At 60.0% G+C, this 16,800-nt stretch carries 16 protein-coding genes; 3 read left to right on the top strand and 13 right to left on the bottom strand.

The features are described from left to right. Positions 1-80: 80 nt before the first annotated feature. The 6 genes from NANH_RS0105955 to alr form a co-directional block, all read right to left on the bottom strand. Positions 81-635, bottom strand: a complete 555-nt coding sequence (locus NANH_RS0105955; RefSeq protein WP_027261199.1) for a CvpA family protein — start codon at positions 633-635, stop codon at positions 81-83. A 45-nt stretch (positions 636-680) separates the two neighbouring features. After that, complete coding sequence (gene radA, locus NANH_RS0105950; protein WP_027261198.1) at positions 681-2,045, bottom strand: DNA repair protein RadA; 1,365 nt, start codon at positions 2,043-2,045, stop codon at positions 681-683. Between the two features lie 16 nt (positions 2,046-2,061). Then, positions 2,062-2,490 carry a paraquat-inducible protein A gene (locus tag NANH_RS0105945; RefSeq protein WP_036049480.1) on the bottom strand — a complete coding sequence of 143 codons (429 nt, stop codon included), beginning with the start codon at positions 2,488-2,490 and terminating at the stop codon, positions 2,062-2,064. 87 nt (positions 2,491-2,577) lie between these two features. After that, a complete protein-coding gene (locus tag NANH_RS0105940) occupies positions 2,578-3,324 on the bottom strand; it encodes an ABC transporter ATP-binding protein (RefSeq protein WP_027261196.1) in 747 nt (248 codons plus the stop codon). Continuing rightward, positions 3,321-4,103, bottom strand: a complete 783-nt coding sequence (locus NANH_RS0105935; RefSeq protein WP_027261195.1) for an MlaE family ABC transporter permease — start codon at positions 4,101-4,103, stop codon at positions 3,321-3,323. The genes NANH_RS0105940 and NANH_RS0105935 overlap by 4 nt, the downstream gene beginning before the upstream one ends. Then, positions 4,100-5,134 (bottom strand): alanine racemase, encoded by a 1,035-nt coding sequence (gene alr, locus NANH_RS0105930; protein ID WP_027261194.1) that lies wholly within the window; start codon positions 5,132-5,134, stop codon positions 4,100-4,102. Before alr ends, NANH_RS0105935 begins: the two co-directional genes overlap by 4 nt. A 144-nt stretch (positions 5,135-5,278) precedes the next feature. On the opposite strand from alr, the gene NANH_RS0105925 reads away from it, so the two are divergent. Further along, complete coding sequence (locus tag NANH_RS0105925) at positions 5,279-5,917, top strand: hypothetical protein (protein WP_027261193.1); 639 nt, start codon at positions 5,279-5,281, stop codon at positions 5,915-5,917. A gap of 231 nt (positions 5,918-6,148) precedes the next feature. On the opposite strand, the gene NANH_RS0105920 is transcribed toward NANH_RS0105925, so the two are convergent. The 7 genes from NANH_RS0105920 to NANH_RS0105890 form a co-directional block, all read right to left on the bottom strand. Continuing rightward, positions 6,149-7,642, bottom strand: a complete 1,494-nt coding sequence (locus tag NANH_RS0105920) for a replicative DNA helicase (RefSeq protein WP_027261192.1) — start codon at positions 7,640-7,642, stop codon at positions 6,149-6,151. A 232-nt stretch (positions 7,643-7,874) separates the two neighbouring features. Then, entirely contained in the window at positions 7,875-8,555 is a 681-nt protein-coding gene (locus tag NANH_RS0105915; RefSeq protein ID WP_027261191.1) for an orotate phosphoribosyltransferase, read from the bottom strand. A 97-nt stretch (positions 8,556-8,652) separates the two neighbouring features. Continuing rightward, positions 8,653-9,693, bottom strand: coding sequence for a dihydroorotase (pyrC, locus tag NANH_RS0105910; protein ID WP_027261190.1), 1,041 nt, complete (start codon positions 9,691-9,693; stop codon positions 8,653-8,655). A gap of 88 nt (positions 9,694-9,781) precedes the next feature. Next, the gene (locus NANH_RS0105905; RefSeq protein WP_027261189.1) at positions 9,782-10,840 is read right to left on the bottom strand and encodes a glycosyltransferase family 2 protein; all 1,059 of its coding nucleotides are present in this window, start codon (positions 10,838-10,840) and stop codon (positions 9,782-9,784) included. A gap of 30 nt (positions 10,841-10,870) precedes the next feature. After that, positions 10,871-13,222: a glycosyltransferase family 2 protein gene (locus NANH_RS0105900; RefSeq protein WP_322786783.1), complete on the bottom strand. Its 2,352-nt coding sequence runs from the start codon at positions 13,220-13,222 to the stop codon at positions 10,871-10,873. Between the two features lie 32 nt (positions 13,223-13,254). Beyond that, the gene (locus NANH_RS0105895; protein WP_027261187.1) at positions 13,255-13,890 is read right to left on the bottom strand and encodes a hypothetical protein; all 636 of its coding nucleotides are present in this window, start codon (positions 13,888-13,890) and stop codon (positions 13,255-13,257) included. Then, positions 13,887-14,918, bottom strand: a complete 1,032-nt coding sequence (locus tag NANH_RS0105890; protein WP_027261186.1) for a glycosyltransferase family 2 protein — start codon at positions 14,916-14,918, stop codon at positions 13,887-13,889. The genes NANH_RS0105895 and NANH_RS0105890 overlap by 4 nt, the downstream gene beginning before the upstream one ends. A 240-nt stretch (positions 14,919-15,158) precedes the next feature. On the opposite strand from NANH_RS0105890, the gene NANH_RS0105885 reads away from it, so the two are divergent. Together NANH_RS0105885 and NANH_RS0105880 are read left to right on the top strand one after the other, a co-directional pair. Next, positions 15,159-16,067 (top strand): AAA family ATPase, encoded by a 909-nt coding sequence (locus NANH_RS0105885; RefSeq protein WP_027261185.1) that lies wholly within the window; start codon positions 15,159-15,161, stop codon positions 16,065-16,067. Positions 16,068-16,143: 76 nt separating this feature from the next. Beyond that, on the top strand, positions 16,144-16,800 hold the full coding sequence (locus NANH_RS0105880) for a hypothetical protein (protein ID WP_139236467.1): 657 nt from the start codon (positions 16,144-16,146) through the stop codon (positions 16,798-16,800).

Raw genomic sequence — 16,800 nt, 5'->3', positions numbered from 1 at the left:
GGCAATTCTGTGGCCACGGAACCCGCAATCTGGGCGATTCCTTGGAATTTTTCGGACCGGCCGATCTGGCCGGAGAGGAGTTACTCGCCGCAGCTGCTGACCAGATTTTCGTATTGCAGCGTGATCCAACCGAGCGCCTGTTCGGGGTTACGCTCCTCGATGGTATCGGTCAGCCGAGAGAAGACCTGAGCCGAGCGGCTTTGATCGACCATGGTAAAGGTCTGCTCGGTGATTACGGTTTCATAGACAAAGAAGCCGATGGCGATCAGCAGAATGCCGCGCGCCACGCCAAAGAAAAACCCCAGCCCCTGGTCGATCCCACCCAGGGCCGAGCGTTGGACCAGCGAGGAAAACAGCGGGGTAAAGAAAGACACGATGATCAGCGCAACGGCAAAGACGGCAGCAAAGGCGGCGATGATGCTGAGTTCGCAGCTGTCGGCGACAAAATCGCCGAGAACCGGAATTTCCTTGATCAGGGGTTCGACGGCGGGCGCAAACAGAAATCCCAAAATTGCGGCGGCGATCCAGCCGGCGATGGCCATGGCTTCGCGCACGAAACCGCGCGAATAAGCCAGCAGCGCAGAGACAACGATGATCAGGGCGACGACCCCGTCGATGATGGTGAAACCTTCCATAGTCCTGATCCGTCCTGTTTATGCCTGTGACCTTTAGGCGCGTCGTTACCCGGCTCCGAATACTTCTCCTACAAAACCGGTCAAATCTGTAGCCCGCGTTAACGCAAGACTATCAGCTGTGCCGGTTTTGCCACCAGCCGGAGCAATGGCGGCGGTGAAACCAAGTTTTTGCGCTTCCTTCAACCTGTTTTCTGTCTGTGGGGCAGGGCGCAACGCCCCGGACAGGCTGATTTCTCCAAAAACCACGGTATCGGCGGGCAAAGCCACGTCCTCGCGCGCACTGAGCAACGCCGCCGCGACCGCCAGATCGGCGGCGGGTTCAGAGATTTTCATCCCGCCTGCGACGTTCAGGTAAACATCCAACCCGGCAAAGGGAATCCCACAACGGGCTTCCAGGACCGCCAGAATCATCGCCAGCCGCCCCCCGTCCCAGCCAACGACTGTGCGGCGGGGTTGGGAATGGGGGCTGGGTGCGACCAGGGCCTGCAATTCCACAAGCACCGGGCGCGTGCCTTCGATGCCAGCGAATACAACCGACCCGGCGCTGGGTTGGCCGCGCTCTGACAGAAACAGCGCCGACGGGTTGAGAACCTCGGCCAGCCCCCGCCCGGTCATCTCGAAAACGCCGATCTCATCCGCAGGGCCGAATCGGTTCTTGACCGCGCGCAGGATACGGAACTGGTGCCCGCGCTCGCCCTCGAAATAAAGCACGGTGTCGACCATATGTTCGACCACCCTTGGCCCGGCGATCTGCCCGTCCTTGGTGACATGCCCCACCAGGATCACGCTGGTGCCGCGACGCTTGGCAAAGGTGGTCAGCTCGTGCGCCGCCGCTCGCACCTGGCTGACCGACCCGGGCGCGCTGTCGACATTGTCGGCCCACATCGTCTGAATCGAATCGATGATCGCCAATTGCGGGCGTTCGGCTTCCAGGGTTGTCAGGATATCGCGCAGGTTGGTTTCAGCGGCCAGTTTCACCGGGGCGCTGGCCAGATCGAGACGTTGCGCGCGCATCCGCACTTGGGCGCTGGCTTCTTCGCCGCTGATGTAGAGCGTCTTCAGCCCCGCATTGGCGAATTTGGCCGCCGCCTGCAACAACAGGGTGGATTTACCAATACCCGGATCGCCACCGACCAGAATGGCCGAGGCCGCCACCAGCCCGCCGCCCAGGACGCGGTCCAGTTCATCCATCCCGGACCGGGTGCGCGGTGGTGGCGGTTCCTCGGTCGACAAGTCAGTGAGCGTGATGGCATGACCGCGTTTTGCGCCCAGCGATTTCGACGCCGGGCCTGCGGAGAGGGGGGCCTCTTCTATAATGGTGTTCCAGTCGCCGCAGCCTTCGCAGCGTCCGGACCATTTCGAAAACGACGCCCCGCAGGCCGAACAGGTATAGGTTTTGGTTTTTGCCATGTTGTCTTGTGCCGTCTCAGCGCTTGGCCGTCAAATGGCTGATTGCCATCGAGGCCATCACGCAGGCCGTAAACAGATACAGCCCCCAGGCTGTCTGTATCGTTGCCAGACCGATGCCTTTGACCACCACTATGTAGAGTGCGATCAGGAATACGTCGGCCATCGCCAGCTTGCCCAGAATATCCAGAGCCGGCAGAACGCGGCGGCGCAGCTGGCCAAAATGAATCAGAGCCAGACCGATAGTCTTGAGATATGGGGCAAAGACGGCCAGAAAGGTGACCAGCAGGGCCAGCGCCACATCGGTGTCCCAAAGGCTTTGCAGGCCGGACATCACCGAGATTTCCGACAGACCGAACAGGGGCAGCATGCCGGCGCGCAACAGCGGTGCAAACCAGGCGATGGGGTAGAGGATCAGCAGAGCCAGATTGGTGAGGCGCAGCACCATGGCATTATCCGCACAAGGTTTGTATGACGCAAATTTCTTGCGCGGAATTTGACAAGAAATTTCGAATTTCCTTGCATGCGACCGCGCTCACCGTACGGCCTCGATCGGACCTTCGGCGCGGCCATGGATGAACTGGTCGAGGTAGGGATCGCCCGAGGTGTCCATCCGGGCTACCGGGCCGGTCCATTTGATCACCCCGTCGTGCAACATCGCCACGTTGTCGGCAATTGCGCGTACCGATGTCATGTCGTGGGTGATGGTCATTGCCGTGGCACCCATTTCCACCACGATTTCGCGGATCAGGTCGTTGATGACACCTGACATGATCGGATCCAGCCCGGTCGTTGGCTCGTCAAAAAAGATGATCTCGGGTTCTGCCGCGATGGCGCGGGCAAGGCCAACACGTTTCTGCATGCCCCCCGACAGTTCAGCAGGGAACAGATCGGCCACAGCGGGTTTCAGCCCGACGCGGCGCAGTTTGTCGATGGCGATTTCACGCGCCTCGCTGATCGGGCGCTTGAGCGATCCGCGCAGCAGGCGAAAGGCGACATTCTGCCAGACTGGCAGGCTGTCAAACAGCGCGCCGCCCTGAAACAGCATGCCGAACCGGGCCAGAAAGGCGTCCCGGTCGCCCGAGGCCGCATCCTTGCCATCCACCAGGATCTTGCCGGAATCCGGTTGGATCAGCCCCAGGATGCATTTCAGCGCCACCGATTTTCCGGTGCCTGAACCGCCGATGATCACCATCGACGTGCCTTTGGGGATCTCCAATGACATACCCTGCAGGACACGGTTGCTGCCAAAGGCCTTTTCAACGTTTTCCATCCGGATCATATCGAGAAAAACACCCCTGTAAGCACAAAATTGGCGGCCAGGATCAGGATTGCGGCGGCTTCGACGCTGTCCTTGGTGGCGCCGCCCACGCCCTGGGCACCCCGACCGGACTGCATGCCGTAAAAACAGCCCATCGTGGCCGCGATGACGCCAAAGACCGCACCCTTGACCAGGCTGGATACGACATCGCGCATTTCCAGAAAATCGACGGTGTTCTGCAGATAGGCGGCGGCATTGAACCCGAGATTCTTGACCGCCACGGCATACCCGCCGCCGATGCCGATGATGTCGCCGACCGCCACCAGCAAAGGCACGGTGATCAATGCCGCCAGCACCCGCGGTGCAACCAGGTATTTCATCGGGTGGGTGGACAGGGTGACCAGCGCGTCGATCTGTTCGGTGACCTTCATCGTGGCGATCTCGGCTGCGATGCTGGAGGTGACCCGCGCCGCGATCATCAGCCCGACCAGAACCGGCCCCAATTCGCGCACCATGCCGATGGCGACGATCTGGGGCACCACCGCTTCGGCATTGAACCGCGCACCGCCGGAATAGATCTGCAGGGCCAGTGCGCCGCCGGTAAAGATCGCTGTCAGGCCAACCACTGGCAGGGACAGCCAGCCGATGCTCAGCAGGGCCTGTGCGAACTCGCGGGGATAGAACGGAGGGCGCAGGATGTGACTGAACGCGCGGGCAGTGAACATGGCCACGCGCCCGATCAGCGCCAGGGCGGTCAGAACCGCGCGGCCCAGCCGTTCCAAAATAGTGAGAGGGTTCAAGAATGATACTCCCGCTGATACCGTCCGCCCAGCGACGTCAGAATTTCATATCCGATGGTTCCGGCGGCCTCGGCGATGTCATCAACCGTCTGGGCGGGGCCCATGATCGACAGGGTGTCGGGGTCCTGCGGCAGATCCGTGACGTCAGCTGTGATCAGATCCATCGAGACCCGTCCCACCACCGGGCAGCGGCTGGACCCGGCGAACAGCTGCGCTTTGGGTCCCATGGCTCTTAGCAGACCGTCGGCATATCCGGCGGCGATGGTGGCGATACGAGACGGGCGCTGTGCGATCCAGGTGTTGCCATAACCGACCGCTTCGCCAGCCTCGATGTCGCGTATCTGGATGACCGGCAGATCCAGCGTGACGACCGGCCGGGCCTCGGCAAAGGGCATCCCGCCATAAAGGCCGACACCGGGGCGGGTCAGGTCGAAATGAAAGTCGCGGCCCAAGAGGATGCCACCGGTGGCCGAAAGCGAACGGGGCACATCGATACCGTCGGTCATCTCGACAAAGTTGCGCAGCTGCCGGGCATTCATGTCATGGTCGGGTTCGTCCGCACAGGCCAGATGCGACATGATCAGCGTCGGGTCTTGCGACAGCGCAATATCGCGCAACGCGGCCCATTCGGCGGCTTCCATTCCCAACCGGTTCATGCCGCTGTCCAGTTGAATGCCAAAGCGATGGCCTGGCAGGGCCTCGACGTGATGCAGCATCTGGTCGATCGAGTTCAGCATCGGAGTCAGATCGTGGGCTGCAATCAAGTCCCGGTCGCCGGGCATGTGCCCGGAAAATACCGAAATGCGCGGCCCCTGTCCCAGGGCCTGACGCACCGCTGCGCCCTCTTCGGCGATGGCAACAAAGAAGTGCCGGGCACCGGCCTGTGCCAGCGTTTTGGCAACCTGCGCCGAACCCAGCCCGTAGCCGTTGGCCTTGATCACGGCGGCTGTTTCGCACCGCGACAGGGAGTCCAGCGCACGCCAGTTATCCGCAAGGGCGGCCAGATCGATTGTCAGTTTTCCTGTGCTCATGGCCTGTTCATGACATGGGCGCGCGGCGCGTCAAGAGGGAATGGGAATTCATATGCCTCTCTGCCCGCCATCTTTCCGGGGCAGGCTTGCATTTCACCGCGCAGGTCTGTTGTGTGGGATGGCCAAAGGATCAGGGGGTGGGGTATGGGCGACATCGACATACGGTTCTTTATTGCCCTTCTTGCGCCGACAATCGGATTTGCCATCTGGTTCGCCAAACGTTTGCTGGATGATCGGCGCGCGGAACAGCGGCGACGGCAGGCACAGGACAACCTGATGCGCGCGCTGTTTGCCGAGATCGACTTTAACACGCGGGACATGGAGATTTTTCTTGAAAAATCCCCATCCAGGGCCGATTTGCGCAAGGCCCTGTTTGCCGACCGCAATCTGGTGCCGCATATCACGGATGCACGCCATACCGAAATTTACCGCAACCGGATCAGGGACGTGCACGAGATTTCAGATGACGTGCTGCAGCAGGCAGTTGAATTCTATGGGCTGCTGGAAAAGATCCGGGTGCAGATCGAGGCGATCAACTATCCCAGCTTTCGCACCCTAAGCGACGAGGGCCGCCTGAACGCCGTGGAAGTCATTCGCCACACGGCGGAGGATGCCAGAATATGCGGCATTCAGTTGTTGGATGCCTTTCAACGCAATGCCGTTGAATTGAAACGGTACGATCGCAGGGCGATGCCCACGCAAACCCCGGAACAGCTTCGGAGCCGGGTTGAACAACTGGACAAACGGCTTGCAGAAGCTGCAAGCCGACAGGTCAAACAATAATCGGGTCAGGTCCAGCCATTTTCATCGCCTCTTTCCTCGGTTGGTTCGCTTTTCATCGCCATGAGCCTAGCGGCGTTTATGCGAACAACAAGTAAACACTGCGGTGTCGCAATGAGCGTCGCTTGCGACTTGTAGCACAAAGATAGGCCGATCCGGGGTGAATTTCAAGAAAGCCAATGTCTCCCGGGACCGGTTTCGTTGGTTCTTGCGCCTCAACCGGTTTGCCTGAGATCAAAATTCCTGATTTTCGTTCTGCTGCCAGGGTTTGACCAGATTGCCGAACCGGGTAAAACGCCCTTCAAAGCTGAGTTCGACGGAGCCAATGGGACCGTGGCGTTGTTTGCCGATCACCACCTCGGCTTTGCCGTGCAAACGTTCCATGCGCTCCTGCCAGGCCGCCATTTCATCGAGCCGGTCGTCCGAAGGTTTTTCGCGCTCGACGTAATATTCCTCGCGGAACACGAACATCACCACATCCGCATCCTGTTCGATCGACCCGGATTCACGCAGATCCGACAGCTGCGGTCGCTTGTCTTCGCGGGATTCGACCTGACGGCTCAGCTGGGAAAGGGCAATCACGGGAATGTCCAGTTCCTTGGCGATGGCCTTCAGGCCCATGGTGATCTCGCTGATCTCGTTGACCCGGTTTTCCGACCGTCCGGTGCCGCGTACCAGTTGCAGATAGTCGATGATCAGTACATCCAGCCCGTGGGTTCGTTTCAGCCGGCGCGCGCGGGCCGCGAGCTGTGAAATCGGCAGGGCCGGGGTGTCGTCGATATAGAGCGGGCAGGCTTCCAGCGATTTGGCTGCTTCGACAAAGCGGCGGAATTCGGCCTCGGTCATGTCGCCGCGACGGATCTGTTCGGATGGCACTTCTGATGCTTCTGACAGAATCCGTGCGGCGAGCTGCTCGGCACTCATTTCAAGCGAATAAAATCCCACAACGCCGCCATCGACCGTGCCTTCGGTTCCGTCGGGCAGGACACCGCGCTTATAGGCCTTGGCTACGTTGAAGGCGATGTTGGTGGCCAGCGACGTCTTGCCCATCGACGGGCGTCCAGCCAAAATCAGCAAGTCCGAGCGGTGCAGCCCGCCCAGCTTCTTGTCCATATCCACCAGTCCGGTAGAGACACCGGCGAGCCCACCTTCGCGTTGATAGGCGGCGTTGGCGACATTGACCGCATCCGTGACCGCCCGCAGGAAGCTTTGGAATCCGCTTTCTGTCTGTCCCTGTTCGCTCAGCTTGTACAGCTGCTGTTCGGCCTCGACAATCTGCTCGCGGGGCTCGCTCGCAACGTCGACTCGTGCTGCCTTGTCGCTGATTTCACGACCCAGACCGATCAGTTCGCGCCGAATCGCCAGATCATAGATCATTTGGGCATAGTCGCGCACCGCAAAGGCGCTGATCGCGGCGCCTGCCAGGCGCGCCAGATAGGCCGGTCCGCCCAGTTCCTTTAGACCCTCGTCATCTTCCATGAACGCCTTGAGTGTGACCGGGCTGGCCAGGGCGTTCTTGGCGATGCGGGCGGCCGCGATTTCGTAGATGCGGGCATGTACCGGGTCATAGAAATGCTGCGCACCGATGATGCTGGCGACCTTGTCGTAGACGTCATTGTTGGTCAGGATCGCGCCCAGCAATTGCTGTTCGGCCTCGACCGAATGCGGCATCGTATCGCGGGTTTGCTGCTCGGTCGCGCCCGCATCGAAACTGGTGATCTCGTTCATCTTGCCCCTCGCTTGCCGCCGCTTTTATGCGGTCTGTCTGCCGATTTCGGCAGGGCCTGTGTCTAGGCGTATTCCCATAGCCGACCCCGGACGGATGCTGCAAACTGTATGTTTCTGTGGATAGGGTGTGTATGGTTTTCCGCTACATCATATTGACGCACCCAAAGGGCGCGCGTCAACATCTAGCGGCAACCGGGCGAGGATGGCAGGAAAGAAATTTATGTTTCCAAGATCAGTCGGCCTGTCTTGCCTCCTGCCACGCGCGCGGGGCGGAGAGAAAGGATTTCACTTCCTCCAGTGTCTCGTTGCTGAAGGCATTGGACGCTTTTGCCTCGGCCAGAACGTCCCACCAGGTGCAGAGGTGATGCAACTGAACCCCGTGATCCGCCAAGGTTTTTACGGTGTCCGGGAAGATTCCGTAGTAGAATATGACAGCAGTATGCGCACAACTCGCCCCGGTGTCGCGGATGGCGTCGACAAAGCTCAGCTTGCTGCCGCCGTCGGTGGTCAGGTCCTCGACCAGCAGAACCCGGTCGCCTTCCCCCATCACGCCTTCGATTCGCGCGTTGCGGCCGTATCCTTTGGGTTTCTTGCGCACATAGGTCATAGGCAGCCCCATGCGTTCAGCCACCAGCGCAGCAAAGGGAATGCCGGCGGTTTCACCGCCTGCAATGTTGTCGAATGCTTCGAACCCGGCGTTGCGCATCACCGTGACGGTCAGGAAATCCATCAGGGTGGCGCGAATGCGTGGATAGGAAATCAGCTTGCGACAGTCGATATAGGTCGGGCTGGGCAGTCCGGAGGACAGGGTAAAGGGCTCGTCGGCGTTCAGATGTACAGCGCCGATTTCGAGTAACATGCGCGCCGTGAGGCGGGCCATTTCATCGGCGGGCGGAAAAGAGGTGGGGATCATCAGTGTCATCCTTGGGCTTGGTCGCGATCGACGCCTGGGCGGCGATCATGACGGTGTTTACGCCCGGACCATTCGGTTCAGGTCTATGATGGGCGGGTCAGGGCAGTACGCTCCAATGCAGGGGGAACCCGGGGTCAAACACGGTCACAGGTCCGTCATCGGTCTGGATCCGGTCGGGATAGGCCGATGGTGCGCCGCGGGCCAGGGTCACGGTCTCGCGGTTCACCGGCAGCCCGTAAAACGCCGGGCCGTTGCGCGACACAAACGCCTCCAGGCGGTCCAGCGCGTCCTCGCGCTCAAACACTTCGGCCAGAATCGACAGGGTGTTGGTGGCGGTGAAACAGCCCGCGCATCCACAGGCGTTTTCCTTTAGTGCGTCGGTATGCGGCGCGCTGTCGGTGCCCAGAAAGAACGGCTTGTCGGCAGACGTCGCTGCGTCGACCAGTGCCAGCCGATGCGTTTCCCGCTTGGCCACGGGCAGACAATAATAGTGCGGATGAATGCCCCCGACCAAAATGTGGTTGCGATTGATCACCAGATGATGCGTCGTGATCGTGGCCCCCAGATTGTCTCCGCCCGCGCGCACGTAATCCACTGCGCCGGAGGTTGTGATATGTTCCATCACAACCCGCAAGCCGGGCGTCGCACGGCGGATCGGATCCAACACCTGGTCGATAAATACCGCCTCGCGGTCGAAGATGTCGATCTCTGGCGCGGTCACTTCGCCATGCACACATAACGGCAGCCCGATCTCGGCCATCCGTTCCAGCACACCGCGCACCCGATCAAAATTGGCCACGCCACTGGCTGAATTGGTGGTTGCCCCGGCCGGATACAGCTTGACCGCACGAATCAGGCCGCTGGCATGGGCGGCGGCGACATCCTCGGGATCGGTGTCCTCGGTCAGATACAGGGTCATCTGTGGTTGAAACGACATTCCATCGGGCAGGGCCGCCAGAATGCGGTCGCGATAGGCCATCGCCTGGGCTCCGGTCACCACGGGTGGCACGAGATTGGGCATGATGATGGCGCGGGCAAAATGCCGGGCAGTTTCGGGCAGCACCGCCGCCAGCATGGCACCATCACGCAAGTGCAAATGCCAGTCGTCCGGGCGTTGAATCGTCAGGGTCTGTGTCATGTCTCTGCGCTAGCACAGCCCAACTGCCACGACCAGAGGGGCAAGACGAATTGCGCACCCTCATACGGGTCGATTGCGGTCGGGCTGCCTACGTTGCGCCATCGGTTCCAGAGTGCAGGCCTTTCAGGGCATATCGGGTGAGCTGTATGGCCGCATTGGCGGTGATGGGCCGTGAGGGCGCGGTCATCAGCAGCCGGGCAAACAGCGCGCGAAACGGTTCCTGTTCCATAAGGAATTGAAACCGGTCCTGACGCCATGACACGGCCTGCGCATGCAGGGTCGCCAAATCGGAATCCGAATGAAGGGTATGAAGCAGCGGGTCGCTTTGGGATTGCGTCCGCAGAATCGATCGATCCGAATCCGTGTTGAAATTGCGTTCGACCCAGTAATCCACGTCCAGAATCTGATGGGAATGTACAGCGCGGCCCCGGTCGGCCTTGAGCAGATAGCTTGCCATCGCCCCCAACGGATAATGGTTTAGTTGAACAAGACCGTGGTTGGGGCGACCATAGTCCGAAAACTGTCGCTTGTGCTTGAACCGATCGTCCAACTCCCGCCCCTCGCCATCGAACCATCGCGCGGCGGACAGCCGCTCGGGCACCGGGTTGCGCGGGCGATGTACGCCCAGTTTCCGGTAGGTGCCGTCGTTGCGAAATAGGGTCTTGAACATGACCGATCGCCAGGGCCAATACATCACAGCCGGTGCGCAGCGGGTAAAGGTCTGGGTGACCGGCACATCGGTATATTCGACAATGCCGGCATTGCCGAACAGCCGCCAGGTCAAGGTGATCGCCGTCGCCTCCGGCAAGGCTGCCAGCAGAGCTCCAAGGCTGTGGTCGCCGACATGGATATTGACGAATTCGTCGATATCCAGCGCCAGGATCCATTCGGCGGATCTGACGATATCCATTTGGGCGGCCTGTTTCAATGCGCTGAACTGGATGCCGCCCTTGGCATAGGGGCCTTCGTTTCGGACGTGGGTCAACCAGCCCATGTCCTGCAACCGGTCCAGAATGATATCGGTGCCGTCCTGGCAATCATTTGAGAAGACAAGGAAATCGGTGAATCCCACCGCGCGATGGTGGGCCAGCCACTCTAGCAAATAGGCGCCTTCGTTTCGAACCGTGAGTACAGCAAGAAATGTCAAATGATCAGGCTCGCCTCTTCATGCGCGATGTCAGCTTTCCATATCCAGGGCCAGCGCATAGGCGGCGCGTTCGGTTTCCGTGAGTTTGAGCTTTAGAGCCTGCTGGTACAAGTCTTCGAATTCAGGCAGCCCATGCAGTTCCTCGGCCTTGGCACGATGCCAGTTCATTCCGTGCTCATGCCAATTGCGCAAAATGTCATCGCTCAGCAAACGGTCATATTCGGCCCGCAGGCGCGGCAGGTTGCGCTTGATGGTGATGTCGCGGAAATCCGACCAATCCATGCGGATCCAATAGTTGATACCGATGGATCGGTCCACATGCAGCGCCCGACCGCGTTGCCGTTTGATCAGAAAGCTCTCGGCACTGCGCAACGCGTAATGGTTGAGCTGTAGCAGATCGTACCCGATTGAACGTTTCGAGTTGCGCCAACCGTTCTGAGCGACCTCAGCCGTCATGTCGTGACCCGATCCGTTGACCCAGCGCACCTGGTTCCGCATGGTTTCGTCCAGCTTGTTCGGGCGATGGCAGCTGATTTTTGCATAGGCTCCGATGTTCTTGAACATGGTCTTGAAGCCCCAGGCAGTGTGCGGTTTCGGACAGTATTTCGGTGCGCAGGTGTCAAATTGTTCGATCACAAAGTCGTCCGACAACCGCCGCACTTTATTATGGCCAAACATCCGCCAGGTCATGGCGACATTGGTTGCATCCGGCACATGGGCAAGAAAATCGTCCAGCGTTCCATTGCCGGTGCGCACGTTCATGAACTCGTCCACGTCGATGTGGATAATCCAGTCGGCGTTGCGGACCACCGGTTCCCTCAGGGCCTTGTTCAGCGCGTGTTGTTGCGGCGAGTTGCCTTTCCAGTCGGTGTTGTCACGGTGATGGACCACGCCCATCTGTTGCAGCCGGTCCAGGATTTCGGCTGTGCCATCCGTGCAGTCATTGGTGTAGATCAGGAACGTATCCACACCTATCGCACGGTGATAGGCAACCCATTCGACGATATAGGGGGCCTCGTTCTTCATGCAGCCGACAATCACGTTTCCACTCGAACCGGCGGACAGGACACGCGGGGGCATCGGCGTGAACGGCGCGGCCAGTTCTTCCTCATTCACCGCACCCAGACGGTTGTGCGGCGCAAAAGACGAGGCTTTCAGCTTTTCAAAATTCTGGACTGCCTGCGGCGGCATCAGCGCACGGGCGGCCGGTGTCAGATCAGTACGCGTCGCAGCGATACGGGTGCGGTTGGCGGGCGCGCGAGGCGCATCCGATGATGCGATGCGGGCCAATTCGGGGGCCTTGGTTTTTCGTTCCGCCTGGCTGGCTTTGTCGATCCGGTACATGAAAGACAGCAGGTACTGACTGGCGCGAAAGCCGTTCCCGGCATCCGCTTCGCTCCAGGTGCGGCATGGTCTGTCGCGGCGAAACACCTTGGGGTCGAGCGCCGGATGTGCCTTGCACAGGGCCGCATTGTCTGCTGTGAACCGGCGCGAAACCGGGGCCAAGGCACCAGGAGCAATGGCCGGGCCATCTATGGCCAGTTCAGTCACGAGCGAGCGCCAGAGCTGGCGCGGCAAGAGCCGTTTGCGGTCAGCCAGGAGGCGGAGGATCAACGCGTTCAACTGCCGTCCGCGCGCCAGCCAGGCCGCCGAGGGTTGCCCAGCCAAATCGACGGTGTCCGCCTTGCCCAGAGTCGGCTCGATTTCGAAACTGGAACGGATCTCGTCGGTCACAGTTTTCGACGCAAAGGTCAGCGCATCAAAGGGGCGCAGCCGGACCGAGCCCGCGCCAAATGCGGCCTCCCATAAGCGGATCAAGGCGGGGTAGTCCAACCAGAACGGCGCGGCCTGTGTTTCCGCAAAGACACCGGCCTGCGGATTGGGTTCAGGCGCGGTGTCAAGGCACGCGCGCCACCAGTTTTCTGTCTCGGCCAGCGCCATTTCCCGGTCCAGGAGCACGGCGCGGCCTTCTAGGATCTGTGCGCCATAGTGGCGCACCAGCAGTCTGGCCTGTTCGTCGACATGGGCTATGATTCTAATGTCATTGGAAAAATTGGACAGAAGGTCCTTCAGCCGTTGTACTTCGCTGATCTGGGATAGCGAGGTGCCCAGTTGCGAAGCCGACAGGATCAGCGTGTGGGGCTGATGCTGGGCGATCTCGGCCGCAAGCTGGGCCAAAAGTTCTGTTTGCAACGTGGCCTGTTTGTCGCCGGTGATATAGCCGCGGTTGAACCGTAGGGGGTCGACGTGATCCGGGTCTGTCACGGCCATGTACAGCCGCGTATGGTTGCCCGTCCCCGGCGCCCGCGGGAACAGGATGCCCTTGGCGCTCATCTGCTCTCGCTTGGAGGCCATGACGTGTTGCAGACGTTGCGTACCCACCTGGGCCAATCCGATATGCACGTACATCCGCATTAGACTACAAGTCCCTGTTTGCGCATCGGATTTACGTTCAGTCGGCCCCACCAGGGCAGATCGCGACCAAGGAACGCGCCGATCTTTTCCGGGGCCGCCGGGTCGGCAACATCATACTCCAGAAAACCCGTGTCACCGGCAAAAAACTGGGCCAGCGCATCGTAATGGCCGGTGATCCACTGCGTTCGCTCCTTGGTGGTTGCGCCATACCCAGGGGGCATTCCGGGCACGGCGCTGGCGGGCAGACGGATTTCAGCCAGATTGGACCAGGCCAACATGGATTGGGACAACTCGAACGCGTCGCGACGTGAGGCCAGGAAGCGCACGCCGGGATGATGCGCGCGCAACGCCATGATCAGCGCAAAATCCATCTGCGGCCACAGGGACTTGTCGGCGCGCAGCATGCTCATCTCGGATATCGCGCTGCATTCGGACAACAGCGCGCCTGGATCGCCGGTTTCGAAATATCCGCGGTACAACAGATCGGCGACATACGCCCCCTTAAGCGCAGGGTTCGCTGTGTTGCGACCGCGCAGGCGGTAATCAGCCACGGTCAGACCAGCAAGCCGCAACGCGCGTGCCAACGTTGTTGTACCGGTTTTTGGCAGACCCAGATTGACCACCATCAACGTCATGACGTTAATCCCAGCTCGACTAACATCGCTTCTTCCTGTGGCGGCAGTTTGCTGGCGGCCAGCAGGTGTTGCCGCATCCGTCGATAGGCTGGCGACTGCAGCAAGGCGTCGCGTCGCGCCGTATGCCGTTGCACGGTCAGATCATGTAAAGCAGCGATTTCGGGATCCGATTTCAGATCTGCCAGCGCCTGCGTAAGCGCTGGCAGATAGCGCCGGATGCTGAGATCCTTGAATGCGGGATCGTTACGCTCGCGCCAATAGACATCGTCAAAAGCCCGGTTGTCGCGGTTCACGTCCCCCCGGTCATTCTTGACCAGATAGCTGTCCAGAGATCGAAGGGCATAATGGTTCAGCGTTGCGAACGCGCGTGCGCCTTTGGCGGGAAAGCGGCGGATACGTCGCGGATTTGCGGCAACCAGAAACCGATGCTGGACACGGCGCCCCGAGCCATCGGTCCAGAACGGTCGCTTTTCAGCTGCGAGATCGTTGCGAAAAAACGGTCGGTGCGCGCCAAAATACTGCAGCGGAAAATCGTGTCGAACCAGCGATTTGACCTCGATTGCCGCTTCGCCACACCACAGGTCCGGATTGTGCGAGCGCGTGAATTGGGCAATCACCGGGACATCCGCAAAGTCTTTGACGTCATCATTGGCGAAAAACTGAAAATTCACGGAAATCGCCTGTGGATCGCCACAGGCCCGGATCAGGGCGGGAATGGTGTGATCGCCCGCGTGGATGTTCAGAAACTCGTCCACATCGGCAATCCAGACCCAATCGGCAGCGGTCACCACCTGTTGCCGGCGCGCGTCCTTCAGGGCCTCCATCTGATAGTTGCGCCCCTGCGCCGGATTGGGCAGGTGATACACGATGTCGCGCGCAGCAAGCGCATCCAGCAACAGGTCGGTTCCATCGCTGCAATCATTGGAATAGAACAGAAAATCGCCGACCCCTAGCAACCGGTTGAACGCGATCCATTCCAGCAGGAAGGGTCCTTCGTTCTTGACGCAGGTTATCGCAACGATCCGCATTCAGGGGTCCCTTTCCTGCCCTTCGGTCTGGCCAAGATCGACCGTCCCTGGGGCAAGTGATAGCGCAAGTGTCTTTCGCAATTCATTACATTTCACTTTCATAGCAGGAAACCGGGTGCAAATTGTCTCTGAATTTCAACATCGAGACCGGGTTTGGTCACAGCGTGTCAGAGTATATGCGGCGAGCGGCTTGACGGCGCGCCGTATTTCAGGCCCTTTTTGAACCGAAGAGGAGGTCTCATGCAAATACCGCAATCGATCGACGCCGTGCAGCAGACGCTTTCGGCGCAGGGTTATGTCTGCGGCCGTGCTCTCGCGACAGTGGTTTTTTTGTCGCTGAAACTGGGGCGGCCGCTGTTTTTGGAGGGTGAGGCCGGTGTCGGCAAGACCGAGATCGCCAAGGCCCTGGCGGCAGGGTTGAACCGGCGGCTGATCCGGTTGCAATGCTACGAAGGGCTCGATGCGTCGAGCGCAGTGTATGAATGGAATTTTCCGGCACAGATGATTGCCATCCGGACAGCCGAGGCCGCGGGCAATGCGGATCGCGAGGGTCTGAACCGCGAGCTTTTCAGCCCTGACTTTCTGGTCGAACGTCCGTTGTTGCAGGCGATGCGCCCGGACGAAAACGGCGCGCCCGTGCTGCTGATCGACGAGTTGGACCGCACCGACGAACCGTTCGAGGCCTTCTTGCTCGAGGCGTTGTCGGATTTCCAGGTCACCATTCCCGAATTGGGGACGATCAAGGCCCCTGAACCGCCGATCGTGATTCTGACCAGCAACCGCACGCGCGAGGTGCATGATGCGCTTAAGCGCCGATGCCTGTATCATTGGGTCGACTACCCGGACTTTGACCGCGAGATCGAAATCCTGCACGCCCGCGCGCCCGAAGCCGCCGAAAACCTGAGCCGCGAAGTTGTCGCCTTTGTGCAACGACTACGGACCGAAGATCTGTTCAAGAAACCCGGCGTGGCCGAAACCATCGACTGGGCCAAATGCCTGCTGGCGCTGGACGTGCTGAATCTGTCGCCCGAAATGATCGCCGACACCATAGGCGCGATCCTTAAATATCAGGACGATATCCAGAAGCTGCAAGGATCCGAGGCCAAGCGCATTCTGGATGAGGTCAAGGCGACATTGGAGGTCGCATGACGCCCGGCCAGTGGATAAGCTGAGCACGAAGGTGGTCTGACGTTGCCCAATGCCGGACCAACAGCGGGAGAGCAGCATGTTCGAAGCGGTCGATACCTCCAAACTGCTGGCGCTGATGGCGGCTGGCGCGATCTTCGCGGCTGCGGGGTTGTATCTGTTGCTGCGACCCAAGCCCCAGGGCGGATCTGCCAAGATCGAACTGTTCGGGTTGAAATTCGAAAGCTCGTCGGCGGGTCTGCTGGTTTTCCTGATCGGCGCCGCGTTCCTTGCGATACCTCTGTTCGTGCCTGAAAAGCCGACTGAGTTGCGTGATACCTTGGCGCTGCCTCCCAAACCCGATGACATTGCGAGTCAGGGGCCGGTCCTGTTGCCAGCAAGGCCGGATGCCAAAGAAGTGGAACCCAACGACAGGGTGCAGGACGCAAATCAACTGCTGATAGGCGCGACGGCTTCAGGGCGGGTTCGAAGCGGAAACATCGACTGGTACGTTATTTCCACAGCGGAACACATTGGCAAACGCCTTGTTATCGGACTGAGGCTGGTAGAGGGTTCCAGCGTAATTGCGAAACTCTACAACGCCGATGAAATTCAAATTTCTCATACGGGTTTCGTGAATTCAGGCGCTGGTATGGCGAAAATGGAACTTGTCGGCGACAAGGTGTTTGTCCAGATTTCCTCGATCAGCAGCAGCTTTCAAGGCTACGAAGTCTTCACGCGCCTGGAAGATCTTTAA

It is taken from the genome of Sedimentitalea nanhaiensis DSM 24252 (assembly GCF_000473225.1).
In the GTDB taxonomy this organism is placed as follows: Bacteria; Pseudomonadota; Alphaproteobacteria; order Rhodobacterales; family Rhodobacteraceae; genus Sedimentitalea; species Sedimentitalea nanhaiensis.
The sequence above is the reverse complement of the archived record's forward strand: the minus strand, read 5'-3'. Positions and strand labels throughout refer to the sequence as shown.

Excerpts from the sequence above, each read along its gene's own strand:
- NANH_RS0105890 (WP_027261186.1), bottom strand. The coding sequence starts at position 14,918 with ATGCGGATCGTTGCGATAACCTGCGTCAAGAACGAAGGACCCTTCCTG.
- alr (WP_027261194.1), bottom strand. The coding sequence starts at position 5,134 with ATGAGCACAGGAAAACTGACAATCGATCTGGCCGCCCTTGCGGATAAC.
- NANH_RS0105955 (WP_027261199.1), bottom strand. The coding sequence starts at position 635 with ATGGAAGGTTTCACCATCATCGACGGGGTCGTCGCCCTGATCATCGTT.
- NANH_RS0105885 (WP_027261185.1), top strand. The coding sequence starts at position 15,159 with ATGCAAATACCGCAATCGATCGACGCCGTGCAGCAGACGCTTTCGGCG.
- radA (WP_027261198.1), bottom strand. The coding sequence starts at position 2,045 with ATGGCAAAAACCAAAACCTATACCTGTTCGGCCTGCGGGGCGTCGTTT.
- NANH_RS0105895 (WP_027261187.1), bottom strand. The coding sequence starts at position 13,890 with ATGACGTTGATGGTGGTCAATCTGGGTCTGCCAAAAACCGGTACAACA.
- NANH_RS0105880 (WP_139236467.1), top strand. The coding sequence starts at position 16,144 with ATGTTCGAAGCGGTCGATACCTCCAAACTGCTGGCGCTGATGGCGGCT.
- NANH_RS0105915 (WP_027261191.1), bottom strand. The coding sequence starts at position 8,555 with ATGATCCCCACCTCTTTTCCGCCCGCCGATGAAATGGCCCGCCTCACG.
- NANH_RS0105945 (WP_036049480.1), bottom strand. The coding sequence starts at position 2,490 with ATGGTGCTGCGCCTCACCAATCTGGCTCTGCTGATCCTCTACCCCATC.
- NANH_RS0105940 (WP_027261196.1), bottom strand. The coding sequence starts at position 3,324 with ATGATCCGGATGGAAAACGTTGAAAAGGCCTTTGGCAGCAACCGTGTC.
- NANH_RS0105925 (WP_027261193.1), top strand. The coding sequence starts at position 5,279 with ATGGGCGACATCGACATACGGTTCTTTATTGCCCTTCTTGCGCCGACA.
- NANH_RS0105920 (WP_027261192.1), bottom strand. The coding sequence starts at position 7,642 with ATGAACGAGATCACCAGTTTCGATGCGGGCGCGACCGAGCAGCAAACC.
- pyrC (WP_027261190.1), bottom strand. The coding sequence starts at position 9,693 with ATGACACAGACCCTGACGATTCAACGCCCGGACGACTGGCATTTGCAC.